We start from the raw sequence: 16353 nt of genomic DNA, 5'->3' as shown, positions 1-16353 counted from the left end.
AGGTTAACTTAATTATTTTTCCAGATTGGACGAAACCGGAAGAGTCTCTTGGTTTAGAATTGGAACGAGTGGTGAGGACGATCGCCACTCACCCAGACAAAAGTAAGATGGCTTTGCTGATCTACTACAACAACATTTCTGATGAAGATGCTAATCTCGTTTTGTCTGGCGTGACTGTGAACCTTTTGATGCAAGAGGATTTAGATGTTTCCGAGGGCCCAGAAATTTCACTAATAGGAGAGTTGAGCAAAATTCAGTGGTCAGCTTTGATGCCTTGCCTGACTTTTATAATCGTACTAGAACGTGGCGAAAATCAAGAGATAATGGCTACCCCAGAATTAGCTAAGCTCCTGACAGTTACCGCAGAAGAAGTGAGGGAAATGAGGTTCTAAATAACTTATAATAAAATGGATTATCAAACTTTTTTCGAGCAACTGCCAAGCTTATATGAAAACTGGGAACAAGGTTTAATTGTTCCCAAATCCGACCGTTTTGAAAAAATTTTGAATCAAGTTACAGGCATGACAACAGTAAACGTTATGCAGTTGCTCAACTTTGCTGTAGAATGTCTCGAACCCAACGAGGTTTACTGTGAAATTGGCTGCTTCCAGGGTGCCAGTTTAATTGCCGCACTTCTGGATCGTCCCGAACCTATGGCTTATGCAGTGGATAACTTCTCAGAATTTGATGCTTTTGGGGATAGTTTCGATAAATTGACGGAAAATTTATCCCGCTTCAATTTGTTAGATAGAGTTTTCTTTTCCCACCAAGAATTTGAACATTTTTTCTGCGATTTGCGAGAGCTAGAAACCGAAGATAAAATCGGTTTATACTTTTATGATGCTGCCGGCGACTACAGATCCCATTTAATGGGACTGCTTTTAGTAAAATCTTTTTTAGCTGAGCGATCGCTCTTGGTTTTAAGTAATAGTAATTGGGATGTTGCCAGACAAGCTAACTGGGATTTTGTCGCGGCTCACCCTCAGTGCAAATTATTCCTAGATTTGACCTCGCACAGTTATCAATTGTGGAATGGTTTGCAAGTATTTGTTTGGGATGCGGCAGAGGAGCATCATTATAATTGGGAAAGTAGCCAGAAATTACGCAACCGTTCGGTGATTAAATTACTGTACGAAATGCCCGATCGAGACAGACAAATAATTATAGGCGATCTGTACAAAGAGGCAATAAATCAGCACCGTAATACCGAACAAAAACTACGGGACGATCGAAATAATTTGGATGTAAAAGTATCGGAGAGTTTAGAAAGAGAACTTTTACAAGTAGCACAGAAGTACCAAGCACTTTTGCGGTGGGATAGCACCAATGCAAACGTTTGGTTAAATTTAGGTATAATATTTTATGTGAAAGAGCAATATCGCGAAGCGCTAGATATGTTGTTGAAGTCTGTAGAACTTGACCCGTCTCAAGCCATAGCGTATTACAGTATGGGATTAGTGCTAGAAAAAGTAGGCGATGTTTCCCAAGCAATACAAGCTTATTTAAAAACGATTCAAGTCGATCCTCAAGAGACGCAAGCTTATAACAACCTGGGTAACATTTTGTATGAAGCTGGCGAGATTGAGCAAGCAGAATCAATTTACCGTCAAGCTATCGCAGTCAACACCAATCATTTTGGCAGCTATGTAAATCTCGGAAAAGTAATGTTAGCTCAGCAGCAAGTTGATGCAGCAATAGCCATCTATCAAAAAGCACTAGAACTAAAACCAGGCGATCCGAATATTCTCAATAATCTAGAAATTGCCTTAGAAACAAAAAAATATCCAGGCAAAGTAGCTTTATACTCCGGTCAAGGTTTTTATCGGCAAGGTAAATACGAAGCAGCGATCGGTCAGTTTCAAAAATTTTTAGAAACTCAAGTAGGGGATTTAGATTTTTACAGAAAATTAGCCATTTGTTACGAAAAACTGAATCAATATGAAGCAGTTATACAAGTTTATCAACAAGCTGCGATCGTCCATCCTCAAGAAGGTATTATTTACTTTTGGTGGATACTAACCCTGCAAGCTATGGGGCGGACTCAAGACGCGATCGCCCTTGCTAGCAAAGCATCGCGACTGCTACCGGATGACTTATCCTTGAAACGCGAAGAGCAACTAATACTGCCGATTCTCTATGAAAACCCAGAAGAAATTCATTTTTACAGACAGAGATTTACTCAAGGCTTAGAAAATTTTAGTCAGCAAATATCTCTCGAATCTTATGAAGCGAGAAAAAAAGCTTTAATAGGTATCAGTCGCTCTCAAAATTTTTATCTCCAATATCAAGGTTTTAATGACTTAGAACTTCAGCAAATGTACGGTCAGTTAGTTCACCAAATCGCAGCCGCTAACTATCCAGAGTGGGCCCAACCTTTAACCATGCCTCCCCTTAGCCAAAACAGCAAAATTAGAATTGGATATGTTTCTAACTTTATGTACGCGCATACAGTTAGCAAACTCTACTTGGGCTGGCTGCCAAACTGCAACTTTCAAAAATTTGAAGTACATTGCTATTATATCAATCAACAACAAGACACCTCTACTCAAAAATTCCGACTCTACAGTAATGCTTTTTACCACATTCCCGGCGATTTAGAGGCAGTATGCCAACAGATTATCCGCGACCAATTGCACGTACTGGTTTTTTTAGAAATTGGTATGCATCCGCAAATCATCCAAATGGCAGCTCTCCGGCTTGCACCAGTCCAGTGCGTAGCTTGGGGGCATCCAATTACTTCTGGTTTGCCCACAATTGATTACTTTATCTCCAGCGACTTGATGGAACCAGAAAATGCCGAACAACATTACTCAGAACAATTAATTCGCTTGCCCAATATCGGAATTTCCTACAATAAGCCTGCAATTCCTCAGCTCACCAAAACTCGTGCTGACTTTCAACTGCGCCAAGATACAGTAGTGTATTTGTGCTGTCAATCTCTATTCAAATATCTCCCGCAGTACGATGGCATTTTTGCAGAAATTGCTCGACAAGTACCCCAAGCTCAATTTGTTTTCTTATCTCACGCAAGTAGCTATATTACTGAGAAATTTCGGCAACGCCTTCAGTACGCTTTTGCTAAATGGGGCTTGAATAGTGAAGATTACTGCTTGATTTTGCCGCAGCAGGATCAGGTTAGTTATTGGTATCTCAATTTAGTTTCTGATATTTATCTAGACACCTTTGCTTGGTCTGGAGGCAATACCACGCTAGAAGCGATCGCCTGCAACCTACCCGTCGTCACCTGTCCTGGTGAATTCATGCGAGGACGCCATTCCTATGGCATTCTCAAAATGCTCGGAGTAACTGAAACAATCGCCAAAAATGAAGCTGAATATATCGAAATCGCGGTGAAATTAGGTCTCGATCCAGAGTGGAGAAAAACTATCGTTCAGGAGATGATTGATCGCCATCCCTCTCTCTACGATGACAAAACTTGCGTACAAGCACTGGAAGCATTTTACGAGCGTGTACTGCAAGAATATCAATTCTAACAGCGATATAGATATTACAACAATAACTATATTAGCGATTGTTTTCTAAGTACCTATGCCACATTTCTTCGTAAGCTTTCTCCATTTCTCGCGTAAACTGTTTGCCATTCCATAGCGGAGCAGTTTGTCTCGACTGTCGCAGTTTCCAAGAGATTTGCTGCCGCAAAACAGGCTCTTTCCCCAGACGAATCCCCCATTCGACATATTCTTCGTCAGTCCAAGCAATGCCCTCAGTCACACCTGCATTCATCATCATCGTGTAACTGTTGCGAGCTGAAAATTGCTCTCCAACGCGCGTTACCATAGGAATGCCCATCCACAGTGTTTCCATAGTTGTTGTGGCTCCGTTGTAGGGATAAGTATCGAGCACCACATCAGCAATACCTAAATTAGCGCGGTGAATTGTTTCTGTTGCCACTATTGGTAAGAATCGCAAACGATCTGCATTCACTCCTTCTGATTCGGCTATTTCAGTAAAGAAGCTTTTGAGTGATTCTTCATCCCCTAAACCTTTAAGTAAGAAATAACTATTGGGTACTGCTTGAATAATCTGCATTTGCAAGCGTACTGTGTGCGAGTTGTATTTGTACCCTCGCTGAAAACTTACGTATGCGACTGCATCGTTAGGAATATTTAATCGATCGCGCCGTTCCCTTGGGACATCCAATTCAAAACCATCTACTGCTATGTAGCATTGCGGCAAGCGCCAGATTTTTTCCACATAGTAATCTTCAGCGGATTCAGGCAGCACATAAGGGTCAGCAATAAAATAATCGATATTTGGTATGCCCGGTGCATCCCAGCCGAGCCAACTGACTTGTATGGGCGCTGGTTTAAGCATCGCGATCTCGCAGCTAGTATTTAGTGTCAGGCTGTCGAGTTCGACTAAAATATCAATCTCATCATCACAAATTAGTTCAGCCGCTTCAGGACCGTGCAGTCCTAACTTCCGAGTTTTGGAAGCTTTGTCTATATACCATTCCTCCAAAGGGTCGTGCCTTAGTTTAGAGTCAGAACCAAGTAAATAAGCATAAATTTCAAAGCGATCGCGATCGTGATGCTCGAAAACCCATCGCGCCAGCCAGCCTACAGAATGGCGGCGCAGGCAATAGGACATATATCCAATTTTTAAAGGTTTTTTAGGAACATCTGTTTTCACCGCAGAAGACCGTCGCTGGCGGCACTTTTCCATTTGCTCCTTAGCATAATTAGGAACATTCGATTGGCAAATTTCTGCTATCTGACGGCGAATTTGTATATTTTCCTGCGGTTTGTCCTGAAAGTATGGGTAGAAAAATATCGAACTAAATAAACGAACTGTAGTGCTTGAATCGAGATCGGTTGGTTGCTGCTCGATTAGCTCTGCCAGTAGAGATTTGAGGGTCTGAAATGTTGAGTAAGCTTCATCTCCATAGCCGCCAGCAGTCATCATACCCCGAATAATTAAGTGACAAGCATACACTTTATCGGCTAGCTTTTCCATTACCGAATAGCCAAATCTAGCCATTTCTATCCCCTTTGCCGACTCACCTATATCTTGATAAAAAGAGGATAAAGTACGCAGCAACTCTGGATGCTTGGGATCTAAACGCAAGCCGAGTTCTGTGAATTTAACTGCCAGGGGAAATTGACGATCTATGTAAGATATTATATAAACAAAATGGATTAAAGTATCAATAAAAATTTGCGGCTCTTGGACATGAGGTAGACAAGCTTCTGTCAATTCCAAAGTAGATGGGTGTAGAGGAGCGTAATCTAAAACACTCTTCCACAATTGCATCAGCAATTCATGGTTGCTCGATAAAGGTTTGTTTGACTTGAGCAGTTCAATCACACCGAGAGAATGAGGCTCTTCACCAGTGTAAGTATCAAGCAATATGGACAGCGCCATTAAATGCAGCAGGTTGTGCAGATTAGCAGGGTTGATTTCTCGTAAATGCTGGCGCACAGCCCAAGCCACGGCATAGTCTTTTCGTTGCAGTCGCTGCCGTTCGGCTTCGGCTTCGAGAACTTGTACCAGTTCTTGAGTCCACTGCTCGATTTCCTCTGGATCGCCTTCAGCCATTCCCAACCACCAGGTTGTCTGAGCTTCTGCCTCCTCTCCCTGCAACAGCAACATCAAACCTAATTGCCAGTAGTAGGACTTAACATTGGGTTCCGCTTCAATTGCTTGTTCGTATAGTAGCGCAGCGCTAGTATAATTCTCCTTGAGCAAACATTCCCTTGCTTGTTCCTGCCAGTCAGATGCAACAGTCAATAAGTTATCAGAAGTCATAAGCTAAAAATCTACAAATACACCTAAGTTCGAGAAAACTTTTGACGACGCTGCAACAACCTGCTTTTGATGAGTTCGCAACCACAGGTGTTATAAACAATTCATCAATTAACTTATGTCGTAAAAAGCGGGTAGCATACTGAACTCTACCCGCTCTTTGATGGATTGTTCGACTCAGAAATTACTTAGTAACGAGAGTCTGCTTTGTTGTATCGCACTTGGTATTCTCCCGTGCAGGTGCAATTGCGGCAGGAGCAGCTTGTGCAGCAGTTAACTCCTCACAGAGGATTGAACTAGTACCGTCTCCCTCACCTGCGGGAACAAAAAATACTGCGCCTGCATATCCCTTAATCGAAGCGCCTATAGGTGTTGCCCCCATAGTCACTCCTCCGTTGGCACCAGCAACAGTTGCACCCACGCCATACTGATAATTGTTAGTTGCAGTTTTGATACCGAGACCCAAGCTAGGGACATCACTTGCGAACTGCGATCGCTCTGCAAAGTAAGCTTGTTGACCTTTGTTCATTGAACCCAGATACTGTTTGGCTTCTGACTGCTTGGCTTTGTTCGCTTGGTTGAGGAAGGAAGGCAAAGCAATAGCCGATAGAATACCGATGATGATGATAACAACCAGCAGTTCAATCAGGGTGAAACCTTGCTCCTGTCTTCTTTTGTTGATGTGTTGCAGGAACTTGGCTTTAAATTCAGTCTTCATAAGTCTTTTCTCCGTGAGGGGTGGGATGCTTGATTTCTAACTCTTATATGTAACTTACCCAGTTATCGGCGCTTTAATATCACCCCAAACTATTTTTTTTGTCAACTACTAGCTCTAAGGCTCCAAAAGCACATACAGAAAGACTTCCAGCCTAGTCAACATTTCCTTGACTTCCTCAAAGGCGGTCTCCTCACTAACAGGCTCTAGGTTAAAACCGATCTGCGAGCGGATTTGGAGCCACTGTTCCACGATGGACACCACAGACTGTGGTCCATCCCAAAGAGGTAGCAAACAAGCAGCCATTGTACTCTCGATCGCCACCGGCGCTATAGTTGGCACAATAATATAACGGCTAATCTCAAACGGCGTCTGGCTGTCAATGCAATTACTCAAGTCTTCCCTCACCTGAGAAGTGCTCAGTTGAGGGTGCAGGTGTACCCGTGCTTCCCGCCATTGAGCTTCCGTCCATTCCGCAACGGGCACAAAAGCCTGAGTTCGATCGGGATTGCCGCACCAGAAATCAAATAAACGGTGCACGGGATGTAACAAGTCAAATAAATGCAGTCGCTCTTCCAGAGAAGTTTCTGGCAGACTCATCGCCAAAAACGGAGGCAAATCATCTGGATCTTTGAACAAATCCATCAACTCCCACCGACGCCAAGCCACCATACTGATAAACTCTAAATCAGCCCCTCTCAACATTGCAAACACTTCAGGAATGCTACAACCTTTATCACCCACGAATAAATAGTTAACCATAATCCATCCCTCATCCCTCGATCGATCGGTATTCCAGGTAAATGCCTTAAGCGCTACTCCATCTTGTAATGCTTCCATGGTTTCCCGGACTATTTCCACTTCCAATTCTCCTGGACATCCATTCATTAATCCCATTGTTTTGAAAGCAGCTTGAGCGCGAAATACTCCGGCTCTACCATTTGAACTGTGAAGGTTGGTGCGGATTATGCCATCGGGAGCGAGAACTGACTTCATCGCTTGCAGTCCAGCAATAGCATCCGGCAAAAGATAAAGAACTTCGTCAGCATTGATATAGTCAAACTTTAATCCTAAACTTGGTAACTCTTCTATCTTCAAAGCATAAAACTCTGCATTGGCAACCCCATGATACTCTAAACGTTGCTCAGCTAGTTTCACCGATTGTTCTGATAAATCGATGCCTACTATTTTCGCTCCCGGATTGGCTAGAGATAAAACCAATGATTTATAACCAGTGCCGCATCCCGCATCAAGGATAACTTTACCTTCGGTATTGATAACTTTTCTATTTCTGAAGTAGTAAGCAGTTACAAGATTATGAAGGTAGAGCAATTCACTGTTGTCTTTTGGAGATTGTTCCAGCGGGATTCTGGGATAAGGAGTATTGTCAAATTGCTGGCGAATATTTTCTATTAACTCTAAATTTTGGTGATCCATTTTCAATTACACTCAACGCTGGCAAATTATCCTAGTATCTCAGAAAATAGCCGATCGCCCGCCCAGCCGCAACACATACTTGCCATAATACTCTCAAAACCGATCGCCCAACCAACGGCCACCTTCATGAACACCAACATCAGCCCCATCCTCAAAGTATTCACCCTTTCCGCGGCACTTTCCCTGGTCATCAAGTACGCAGGGCCTAGCTTATCGATACCCTCTACTGACCTCAACGCCCTTATCGCTGTCTTTTCCCCCAGTCTGATCCTAGCAGCTATCCTCGGCTGGCGATCGCGCCAACAGCAGCAGTAGAGGCACAATCAAAAAGTGCGATCGCTACTTGGTCTAAAGACTGTGTTTTTGCCCAAATCTTAATTTCCCGTACAGCTTATCAAAACCAAACTTGAGGCACTCACCATGATTCAAATCATACCTGAATTAGTAACATTCGATTAATTCATTGACGGGTATCCAGAGAATTCAGAACACCGCTACGAACTGCACAATGGAGAAATTGTTGAGATGCCAAAAGCAACAGGCAAACATTCTCAACTGACAGGTTTTCTCCTAGCCGATCTCAACTTTGAAATCCGAAGGCTACAACTGCCCTACTTCATCCCCAAAGAATGCGTCATCAAACCCATGCGCGAGGAATCGGGATATGAGCCAGATATTATTGTACTTAACTAACAAACCATTGGAAACGAGCCGCGATGGGAGAAGTCATCAATTATTACAATGCGTTCATCAGTCCCCCTAATCGTCGAGGTAACTAGCACTAATTGGGGTGACTCATATGCCCTAAAGCTTGAGGCATATGAGTCAATGGGTATTCAAGAATATTGGATTGTAGATTATCTAGGATTGGGTGGCAGACGGTTCATTGGCAACCCCAAGCAACCAACCTTTTCGGTTTACCAACTAATTGACGGGGAATACCAAGTCAAACTGTTTCGAGGGGGCGAGTGTATTGAGTGCCCAACTTTCCCAGAATTGAAGCTGACAGCGCAGCAGGTGTTTGCAAAAGGGAATTGAGGTGGCTGCTTATGCTAATGTCCGAATAGAGGTATCCGATTAAAGATGCGATCGCGCGCATCTGCTGTATCTTGTATAGAGGCGATTCATCGCCTCTGGGGAGCAGAGCAATTAGCAAGCAGCCATTCCCAATACCCTATTCCTTAATCTAAAATCTAAAATCTAATGAAGCTAGGACAGTGGATGGGCTTATTAGCCCTCATCGCATCTTGTTACATCCTGTGGCAAATCAGGCAGGCCCTACTGCTGCTCTTTGCCGCCGTCGTCTTAGCCACCGCCTTAAACAGGCTAGCACGCTACTTGCAAAAATTCGGACTCAAAAGATCGATCGCCGTACTGTTATCAGTTAGCTTCCTAGTCCTCATCTTCGTAGGATTATTCCTCATCATTGTACCACCCTTTGCCGAACAGTTTCAACAACTTACCCAAAGAGGCCCTCAAGGAATAGCAAAATTAAATGAGTGGATCGATCAGATTGAAAGTCGCTTTTCGGGACAAATTGGTCAGCGGCTACCGAATCTTGATATTAACGACATTATCCAACAACTGCAACCCCTATTCAATCAACTCGTCGGCGGTGCAGGAGCCTTTGTCGGCAACACCTTAGGCGTTATTCTCAGCTTTTTGCTAGTCATAGTTTTGACCTTGATGACATTAGCAGATCCATTATCTTACCGCCAAGGATTTATCCAACTATTTCCCTCTTTTTATCGGCGGCGAATCGAGGGAATCTTAGATGAATGCGAAATAGCCCTCGGTCGATGGGTAATCGGTGCTTTAATTAGCATGAGCGTCATCACTTTTCTCAGCCTAATTGGTTTATCAGTATTGCAGGTTCCCCTAGCCCTAGCTCACGCTGTTTTAGCCGGCTTGCTGAACTTAATACCCAATATCGGGCCCGGTTTGAGTGTCATTCCTCCAGTGACGATCGCACTTTTAGACTCTCCCTTAAAATCAGGTTTTGTGTTCATCCTCTACTTTCTAATTCAACAATTTGAAAGCAACCTCCTCACCCCTTACGTTATGGCGCAGCAAGTTGCGCTATTGCCGGCTGTTACCTTAATAGCTCAAGTATTTTTCGCCACCTTCTTTGGATTTTTAGGACTATTGCTTGCCCTTCCTCTCACCGTTGTCGCTCAAGTTTGGGTTAGAGAAGTTTTAATTAAAGACATTCTCAACCAGTGGCACACCAATCCCAGACACCTAGCAGCGATCGACACCGCTATTGACGAGGAGTACGAATCTATAGGAGTAACACATAGCAAGCCAGAAAGCCTGCCAGAACAAAAATTAGAAATCCAAAATAATACCGAAAGCCACACTCCTGAAAATCCCTAATTTAAATCGCTCGACGATGACTGTTGCACCCCTTGAAAATCCCAGTTTAAAAACTACTCAAAGAGTGCTTTTATCAATTATCAGTTTGCCAACTTATCAAACCTTATTGGCAGAATCTGGAAAGCGCCGATCCTCTGAATTCCCTGACAGTCGAGGCGTGCTATAAATCATGATGCCGTCCGACTTGCACGAAAACATAAATTGCCCGATAAAAAACATCGTTAGCGCATTAAATAAAGAGGTTTAATTGAGAATTAAAGGATTGGGTTCGATGAGTTTAAATTGCTCCCATTTACAACCAGGGAGCCAACCACATTCATGTTTTTATAGGGAAAATGTTGGCAGTTTTCTTGGTAAAAAAATGAGATTTTAAACAATCAGCCACCAGGTTTAGTCATTGAAGTCGATGTTACCAGTGTTTCATCGAATCGATTACCAATTTATAAAAGAGGAATTATTTAGAGTGGGCGGTATAGGGGAGGAAAGATTCAAATTTACCAACTTAAAAATCCCAGATATAATATTTTTCTGCGAATACAGTCTCGAATTTCTAATGAGGTCTGCAACCTTGCTGAATCATCATCTAGTACAAATGTCAGAAACTCAGGACGATAATGCTATTGTCCGGTATTGGCGGCAGTGGGTGAGGCAGCAATTGCATACACAGAGTTTGTAGCTAAATTTATAGCGAAGACCAACAAGGAGGTCGATCGCCAACACTGCATTCGCTCGATCGACATTCCATCACACTAAAATCTAAATCTAAAATCTAAAATAGTCTTATGAGATCGATCGACGAAATCAACGATAAAATCAGCCAAGGCAAAGCCACCGTCTGGACAATCGAAGAACTCAAAACTAGAGTTCAAGAAACCAGCATTACCCAAGCAGCCAAAGAAGTCGATGTGATTACCGCAGGCACCTTCGAGCCGATGGAATCCTCCGGTGCAATCATCAACCTCGGCCATACCGACCCGCCGATAAAAATCCGCCAGTGCTGGCTAGACGGCGTTTTAGCCTACTCCGGCTTCGGGGCAGTAGACCTGTACCTGGGAGCCACCCAAGTAGCCGAAGACGGCGAAGAATCCCGGGAACGGGGCGGCGGACACGTCATCGAAGACCTGATTGCCGGGAAACCCGTGCAGTTGCGAGCCTTGGGGCAGGTAACAGACTGTTACCCCCGCGCCTCCTTTGAAACCACGATTACCCGCGATACCATCAACCAGTTTTATTTATTCAATCCCCGCAACGCATATCAAAACTTTATTGTTGGCGTCAATGGGGGCGATCGCCCACTGTTCACCTACCTCGGCCCCCTGCAACCAAACCTCGGTAACGCCGTCTACTCGAACCTTGGAGCCATGTCTCCCCTGCTCAACGACCCCGACCTCCAAATCATCGGCATCGGCACCCGCATCTTCCTAGGAGGCGCTCAGGGCTACATCACCTGGGAAGGGACCCAGCACTTCCCGCTGCAAAAACGCCAGCCCAACCGCACCCCCATCGGCCCGGCCGCTACCCTCGCACTCATCGGCGACGCCAAACAGATGAACTCGAAATGGGTGCGCGGCTGCTACTTCAAAAACTACGGCCCATCCCTGATGCTGGGAGTCGGCATCCCCTTTCCCGTCTTAAACGAAACCGTCGTCGCCAACTGTGCAGTATCTGACAAAAAAATAGTAGCGCCGGTGGTAGATTTCTCTATCCCCCGGCGCGTTCGTCCCACCTTCGGTTTAGTCAGCTATGCTCAATTAAAGACTGGTCGCATCCTGATAGAGGGCAAACCTGTGCGGGCCGCCCCCCTTGCGAGTATGTTTCTGTCCCGGCAAGTAGCATTGGAATTGAAACAGCAAATTGAAGCGGGTCAATTTACCCTCACGGCCCCAGTTGCTCCCCTCCCCACTGACAGAGTATTTCTCCCGCAAGATTTGTGGGGCGCACAAGTCCGGCTCGAATAAAGGATTTTAGATTGGCGATTTAGCGGTTGTAAATTAGTCTTGGACACACTAATCTAAAATCTAAAATCTAAAATCTAAAATTGGTTCATTCCTCGATCGGCTTAGGCTTCTTAACCGGCTTAGGAAGAGGTTCCTTCGGGACAGGCGGTGGTGCGGCTGCTGCGGACTTGATGGTAGGACGCCCTACAGGAGCACCGTCACCGCTGGGCCTAGGAGTAAACGGACGCTTTCCTCCTCCTTTGAAGCCACCGGGCGGCTTGCTGCCAGGGGGGAATTTCCGCTTTTTAATCGGCAGGGCACCAATATTATTGGCTTGCTCAATCATCAGACTGTCAGCTTTCAATTTGACGTGGAAATCCCAAAAAAACCCGATCGCTTTTGTTGCTAAATCTCCCTTGAGTTTCAGTTTAAAAAACTTCATCTTGTCGTCATTCTTGCGGGGAGCTTGCTTGATTTTGACGATGACATACTTTTCTTCGTCTTGGGATTGATAAATCACCTCACCTCTAATCGAAAAATAGCCATCTTCAACATCAGGTTCCGAGGGAGGCAAAGATGCGGTCGATGCTTCGCCACTAGCCTCAATCTCCGCTGCTTCCTGATTTTCCTCATCAGAGGACGGTTCGGGAGGTTTCTTGAGCGTTTCCGGCTCCCAAACTCCCATAATCTGGGCGTGCAAGTTCCCGTCTTCTTGCCTGGTGCGGGGATAGACCACCCACAGGTGTTCTTGTTCCAGATCCAGGTGATTTTTGACTAAACTCATGACTCTACCCAGCAAAACGGCGTCAATGGCAGTTCCGTCGGCAGCTATCAGCATACCCCGGGTGAATTGCTCTTCTGATTGCGTGTAGCGGCCCCGCACCAAACCAACAGCTCGGTACTGTCTGGGTTCGCTGGGGGGGGGAATGGGATGTTGGCGCATGACGGAGGGTATGTCCTCATCGGCCGGACTTTCGTTAGCGGGTGGCTCGGCGTTTGCGGGCGGTGCGACTGCTAGGGCTGGAGTATCGCTGACAGGTGTCGAAGACGCTGCAGGCCCGGGGGGTGCAGGAGCATTGCTGGGCTGGTCTTGTGGCTTTGTTTTGTCCTTGTCGGGGGCAGAACTGTAGCGTGGTCGTTGCAGCCTATCCTTGGACGCTGGGGCGTCTGTTGGTGTTGCCGGTTGATTTGGGTCAACAGGTGCAGCCGACGCCGAAGGCACCGAACTTTCGTCTGGTGTCTCAGGAATGGCATCTGGATCATTAGGCGGATTGACGGCCTGTTCGCTGGGCTGAGCCTTGCGAGTTGAAGTAGATTTGGACGATTTGGAAGACCGGTTGGGAGAGGGGTTCATAAAAACTCCTTGCAGCGGAGACACATCCCTTAAGGGAAATTAGGAATAAACTGAAGAAACTGCTTTAAAAACTACTAGCACCTGACTTGGGGCTTGCGCCCGGAGGTCTGGTTGTGACCCGTCAACGCCAACTTTCAACGCTACGAGTGCCGATCGGTTCGCTGGCTGCTAAAATCCTTGCGATCAAGGACTTTGGCAGTTGCTGACCGATCGATCCTGCGATCGCGCCGAGTTGGAGTTGCTGGCTAATAGCATTTAGGATATTCAGCTTGCCTATTTTACTTAATCCAATTACCTAACGGCCTGATCCGCCATATTTTCGGTAATTTTTAGCTTGACCAGACTAAATTGGACAGACACCGCAGTCCTTGGGGCTGCGGGTCTGAGTGTCCAAAATTGTTTAGCTAGCATGGAGTTGTGGGTCTGTTACCATATTAGCTGCAAGTAAAAGGCTGCTTTGTCCGTTCGGACTTTGAAGTTAAGAACTTTTATGGTTGCATGGATCTAGTTAAATGGCAGACGCCCCCGGGCGATGCGTTAATTCTTAGAAAATAGTAGATTTTAAGCTGGGATAGTTGAATTATGGAAAAAGCAAATAAGCGTCGTGGGTTGATTACTGTGGTGGTGGTGCTGTCGCTCATCGCTTTTTTGGGATTTTCCCTTGTGCCAATTTTGGACAGTATTCTCAAGGCCAGCCAAGCGCAAAGTCGGTCAACTCCAACGCCTACTCAAACGGCGCAGTCAGGGGAGAAGCAATCAGAGTTGCTGCAAGCTCAGGCTAGGGGATACGAATTGGTTTTGCAGCGGGAACCTGACAATGTAACGGCTTTGCGGGGATTGTTGCAGGTGCGACTGGAGTTGATCGGGCAAGGAGTGGGGGACATTAAGGATGCGATCGCTCCTTTGGAAAAGTTGGCTTCGCTGAATCCTGAGACTACTGAATACGGAATTTTGCTGGCTCAGGCTAAGGAACGCACGGGCGATCGCGAAGGGGCTGCTCAAGCTTACAGGTCAATTTTAGCGTCTAAGCCTGGGGAAATTAAGGCTTTGCAGGGGTTGGTGAATTTGCTGCTGGTGCAGCAGCGGCCGGAAGCTGCGATCGGATTGCTGCAAGATACGCTGAAGGCTGCTCCGGCTGCCAATCTGGCGAAACCGGAAAGTGTTGATGTAACTTCAGTGCAGTTGATTTTGGGACAGGTTTATGCTGTGCAGAAGCGCTACGAGGAAGCGATCGCAATTTACGACGAATCTGCTAAGGCTAATCCCAAAGATTTTCGCCCCACTTTAGGAAAGGCGATCGTGCTGAAGGAACAGGGCAAAACAGATGAGTCAAAAACGCTGTTCGATCGAGCTACTGAGTTAGCTCCTCCTAACTATAAAGACCAAATAAATCAGTTAGCTAGTGGCACTCCTTCGCCTTCTCCTGCGGCTACGACGACTCCCGAACCGGCTGCTTCTCCTAGTCCAGAAGGTGCGCTACCGAAACCTTAAGGAAATTTTTAAGTGAAAAAGTTTGAGTGGTTAGTGAAAAATTATTAAGTGAAATACTTAATAATTTAAACTCACAATTACTCGCTTTCTTCTTAATTACGCAGGACTTAGGAAAAGAAACCCGGTTTCTACGATAAATATTGGTTGAACGACGACAGATACATGAATAAACCGGGTTTCTAAGTCCTCGCGCCCAGCGTCCTGTTACCGATTACCAATTACTAATTACCAATTATGTAAGACCTCGGAGGGAATTATGACTACTAGCGTTAACCGCGTTGTTCTACCTCCTGCTTTTCCAGACCACACTCAATTACCAGAGTCAGACGGTACTTTTGTGAAAAATTTTCAGGAGCATCCGCAGAGTTTAATTTTAACTGATTCGATCGGGCAAATTTTGCAGCAGCGGCATCCAGACGGACAATATGCGATCGGTCAAGACTGCGGCATTTACTGGCGAGAAACTGAACCGCCGGAACAAGGTGCAGAAGCTCCTGATTGGTTTTACGTTCCGAACGTACCTCCTAACATTGACGGTCAAATTCGGCGTTCCTACGTGCTGTGGCGGGAACACATAGCACCGTTAATTGCTTTAGAATTTGCTAGCGGGAACGGGGATGAAGAGCGCGATCGCACTCCTTTATCTCGCACCGAGGAAGGGGTAGTCACTAAACCAGGAAAGTTTTGGGTTTACGAGCGGGTGATGCGAATTCCCTATTACGGCATCTACCAAGTTAATAATGGCAGATTAGAAGTTTATCGGTTAATTGACGGGTATTATCAACTGTTAGAACTCAATCAGCGCGGTCATTTTCCCATTGCACCTTTAGGCGTAGAATTGGGACTTTGGCAAGGCAGTTATCAAAATCAAACCATGCTTTGGCTGCGCTGGTGGGACGAGGAAGGTAATTTGCTGTTGATTGGCGATGAAAGGGCCGAATTGGAGAGATTGCGAGGGGAACAACAACGGGAAAGAGCTGAACAAGAAAGATTGCGAGCCGAGAGTGCAGAACTGGCACGACAAACTGAATTTCAGGCAAGAAGGGATGCAATTCCCCGGTTGTTGGGAATGGGTTTGAGTGCCGAACAGGTTGCGGAGGCCTTGGGTTTATCTGTGGAGGAAGTTAGGGAGGATGGTGGAGAGTGAGATAGCTGCAACGAGTTATACGAAAACCTTCCGCCTATCCACGTGATTTTTGGTATAGCAATTCCATTTGAGATGTAAATATGAATTTCTATGGTAAAATAGGAAAGTTTGATAATAAATGAAAGGGGAG

At 45.4% G+C, this 16353-nt stretch carries 10 protein-coding genes and 2 pseudogenes; 8 read left to right on the top strand and 4 right to left on the bottom strand.

Going from position 1 to position 16353, the window contains the following annotated elements:
• Together QUA47_RS27215 and QUA47_RS27210 are read left to right on the top strand one after the other, a co-directional pair.
• A pseudogene (locus QUA47_RS27215) lies at nucleotides 1–392 on the top strand (glycosyltransferase); the annotation flags it as partial.
• Nucleotides 393–407: 15 nt separating this feature from the next.
• Nucleotides 408–3494, top strand: a complete 3087-nt coding sequence (locus QUA47_RS27210) for an O-linked N-acetylglucosamine transferase family protein (protein ID WP_333433061.1) — start codon at nucleotides 408–410, stop codon at nucleotides 3492–3494.
• Nucleotides 3495–3525: 31 nt separating this feature from the next.
• On the opposite strand, the gene QUA47_RS27205 is transcribed toward QUA47_RS27210, so the two are convergent.
• The 3 genes from QUA47_RS27205 to QUA47_RS27195 all read right to left on the bottom strand — a co-directional run bounded on the left by QUA47_RS27205 (nucleotide 3526) and on the right by QUA47_RS27195 (nucleotide 7918).
• On the bottom strand, nucleotides 3526–5769 hold the full coding sequence (locus tag QUA47_RS27205; RefSeq protein ID WP_333433060.1) for an O-linked N-acetylglucosamine transferase family protein: 2244 nt from the start codon (nucleotides 5767–5769) through the stop codon (nucleotides 3526–3528).
• Nucleotides 5770–5950: 181 nt separating this feature from the next.
• Nucleotides 5951–6484, bottom strand: coding sequence for a type IV pilin-like G/H family protein (locus tag QUA47_RS27200; protein WP_333433059.1), 534 nt, complete (start codon nucleotides 6482–6484; stop codon nucleotides 5951–5953).
• A 114-nt stretch (nucleotides 6485–6598) separates the two neighbouring features.
• A complete protein-coding gene (locus QUA47_RS27195) occupies nucleotides 6599–7918 on the bottom strand; it encodes a methyltransferase domain-containing protein (RefSeq protein ID WP_333433058.1) in 1320 nt (439 codons plus the stop codon).
• On the opposite strand from QUA47_RS27195, the gene QUA47_RS27190 reads away from it, so the two are divergent.
• The 4 genes and pseudogenes from QUA47_RS27190 to QUA47_RS27175 all read left to right on the top strand — a co-directional run bounded on the left by QUA47_RS27190 (nucleotide 7910) and on the right by QUA47_RS27175 (nucleotide 12252).
• Complete coding sequence (locus tag QUA47_RS27190) at nucleotides 7910–8233, top strand: hypothetical protein (RefSeq protein ID WP_333433057.1); 324 nt, start codon at nucleotides 7910–7912, stop codon at nucleotides 8231–8233. The two genes, QUA47_RS27195 and QUA47_RS27190, sit on opposite strands and share 9 nt — an antisense overlap.
• Before the next feature lie 147 nt (nucleotides 8234–8380).
• Nucleotides 8381–8956, top strand: a pseudogene (locus QUA47_RS27185) (Uma2 family endonuclease).
• Between the two features lie 165 nt (nucleotides 8957–9121).
• Complete coding sequence (locus QUA47_RS27180) at nucleotides 9122–10294, top strand: AI-2E family transporter (RefSeq protein ID WP_333433056.1); 1173 nt, start codon at nucleotides 9122–9124, stop codon at nucleotides 10292–10294.
• A gap of 782 nt (nucleotides 10295–11076) precedes the next feature.
• A complete protein-coding gene (locus QUA47_RS27175; protein ID WP_333285628.1) occupies nucleotides 11077–12252 on the top strand; it encodes a homocysteine biosynthesis protein in 1176 nt (391 codons plus the stop codon).
• Nucleotides 12253–12337: 85 nt separating this feature from the next.
• On the opposite strand, the gene QUA47_RS27170 is transcribed toward QUA47_RS27175, so the two are convergent.
• Nucleotides 12338–13585 carry a hypothetical protein gene (locus QUA47_RS27170; protein WP_333433055.1) on the bottom strand — a complete coding sequence of 416 codons (1248 nt, stop codon included), beginning with the start codon at nucleotides 13583–13585 and terminating at the stop codon, nucleotides 12338–12340.
• A gap of 582 nt (nucleotides 13586–14167) precedes the next feature.
• On the opposite strand from QUA47_RS27170, the gene QUA47_RS27165 reads away from it, so the two are divergent.
• Nucleotides 14168–15076 (top strand): tetratricopeptide repeat protein, encoded by a 909-nt coding sequence (locus tag QUA47_RS27165; RefSeq protein WP_333285632.1) that lies wholly within the window; start codon nucleotides 14168–14170, stop codon nucleotides 15074–15076.
• A 256-nt stretch (nucleotides 15077–15332) separates the two neighbouring features.
• On the top strand, nucleotides 15333–16223 hold the full coding sequence (locus tag QUA47_RS27160) for a Uma2 family endonuclease (RefSeq protein ID WP_333433054.1): 891 nt from the start codon (nucleotides 15333–15335) through the stop codon (nucleotides 16221–16223).
• Nucleotides 16224–16353 lie beyond the last annotated feature (130 nt).

Source organism: Microcoleus sp. MON2_D5, assembly GCF_036701905.1.
GTDB lineage: Bacteria > Cyanobacteriota > Cyanobacteriia > Cyanobacteriales > Microcoleaceae > Microcoleus.
Note: the sequence above shows the minus strand (reverse complement) of the source record. Positions and strands in the feature narration are given on the sequence as shown.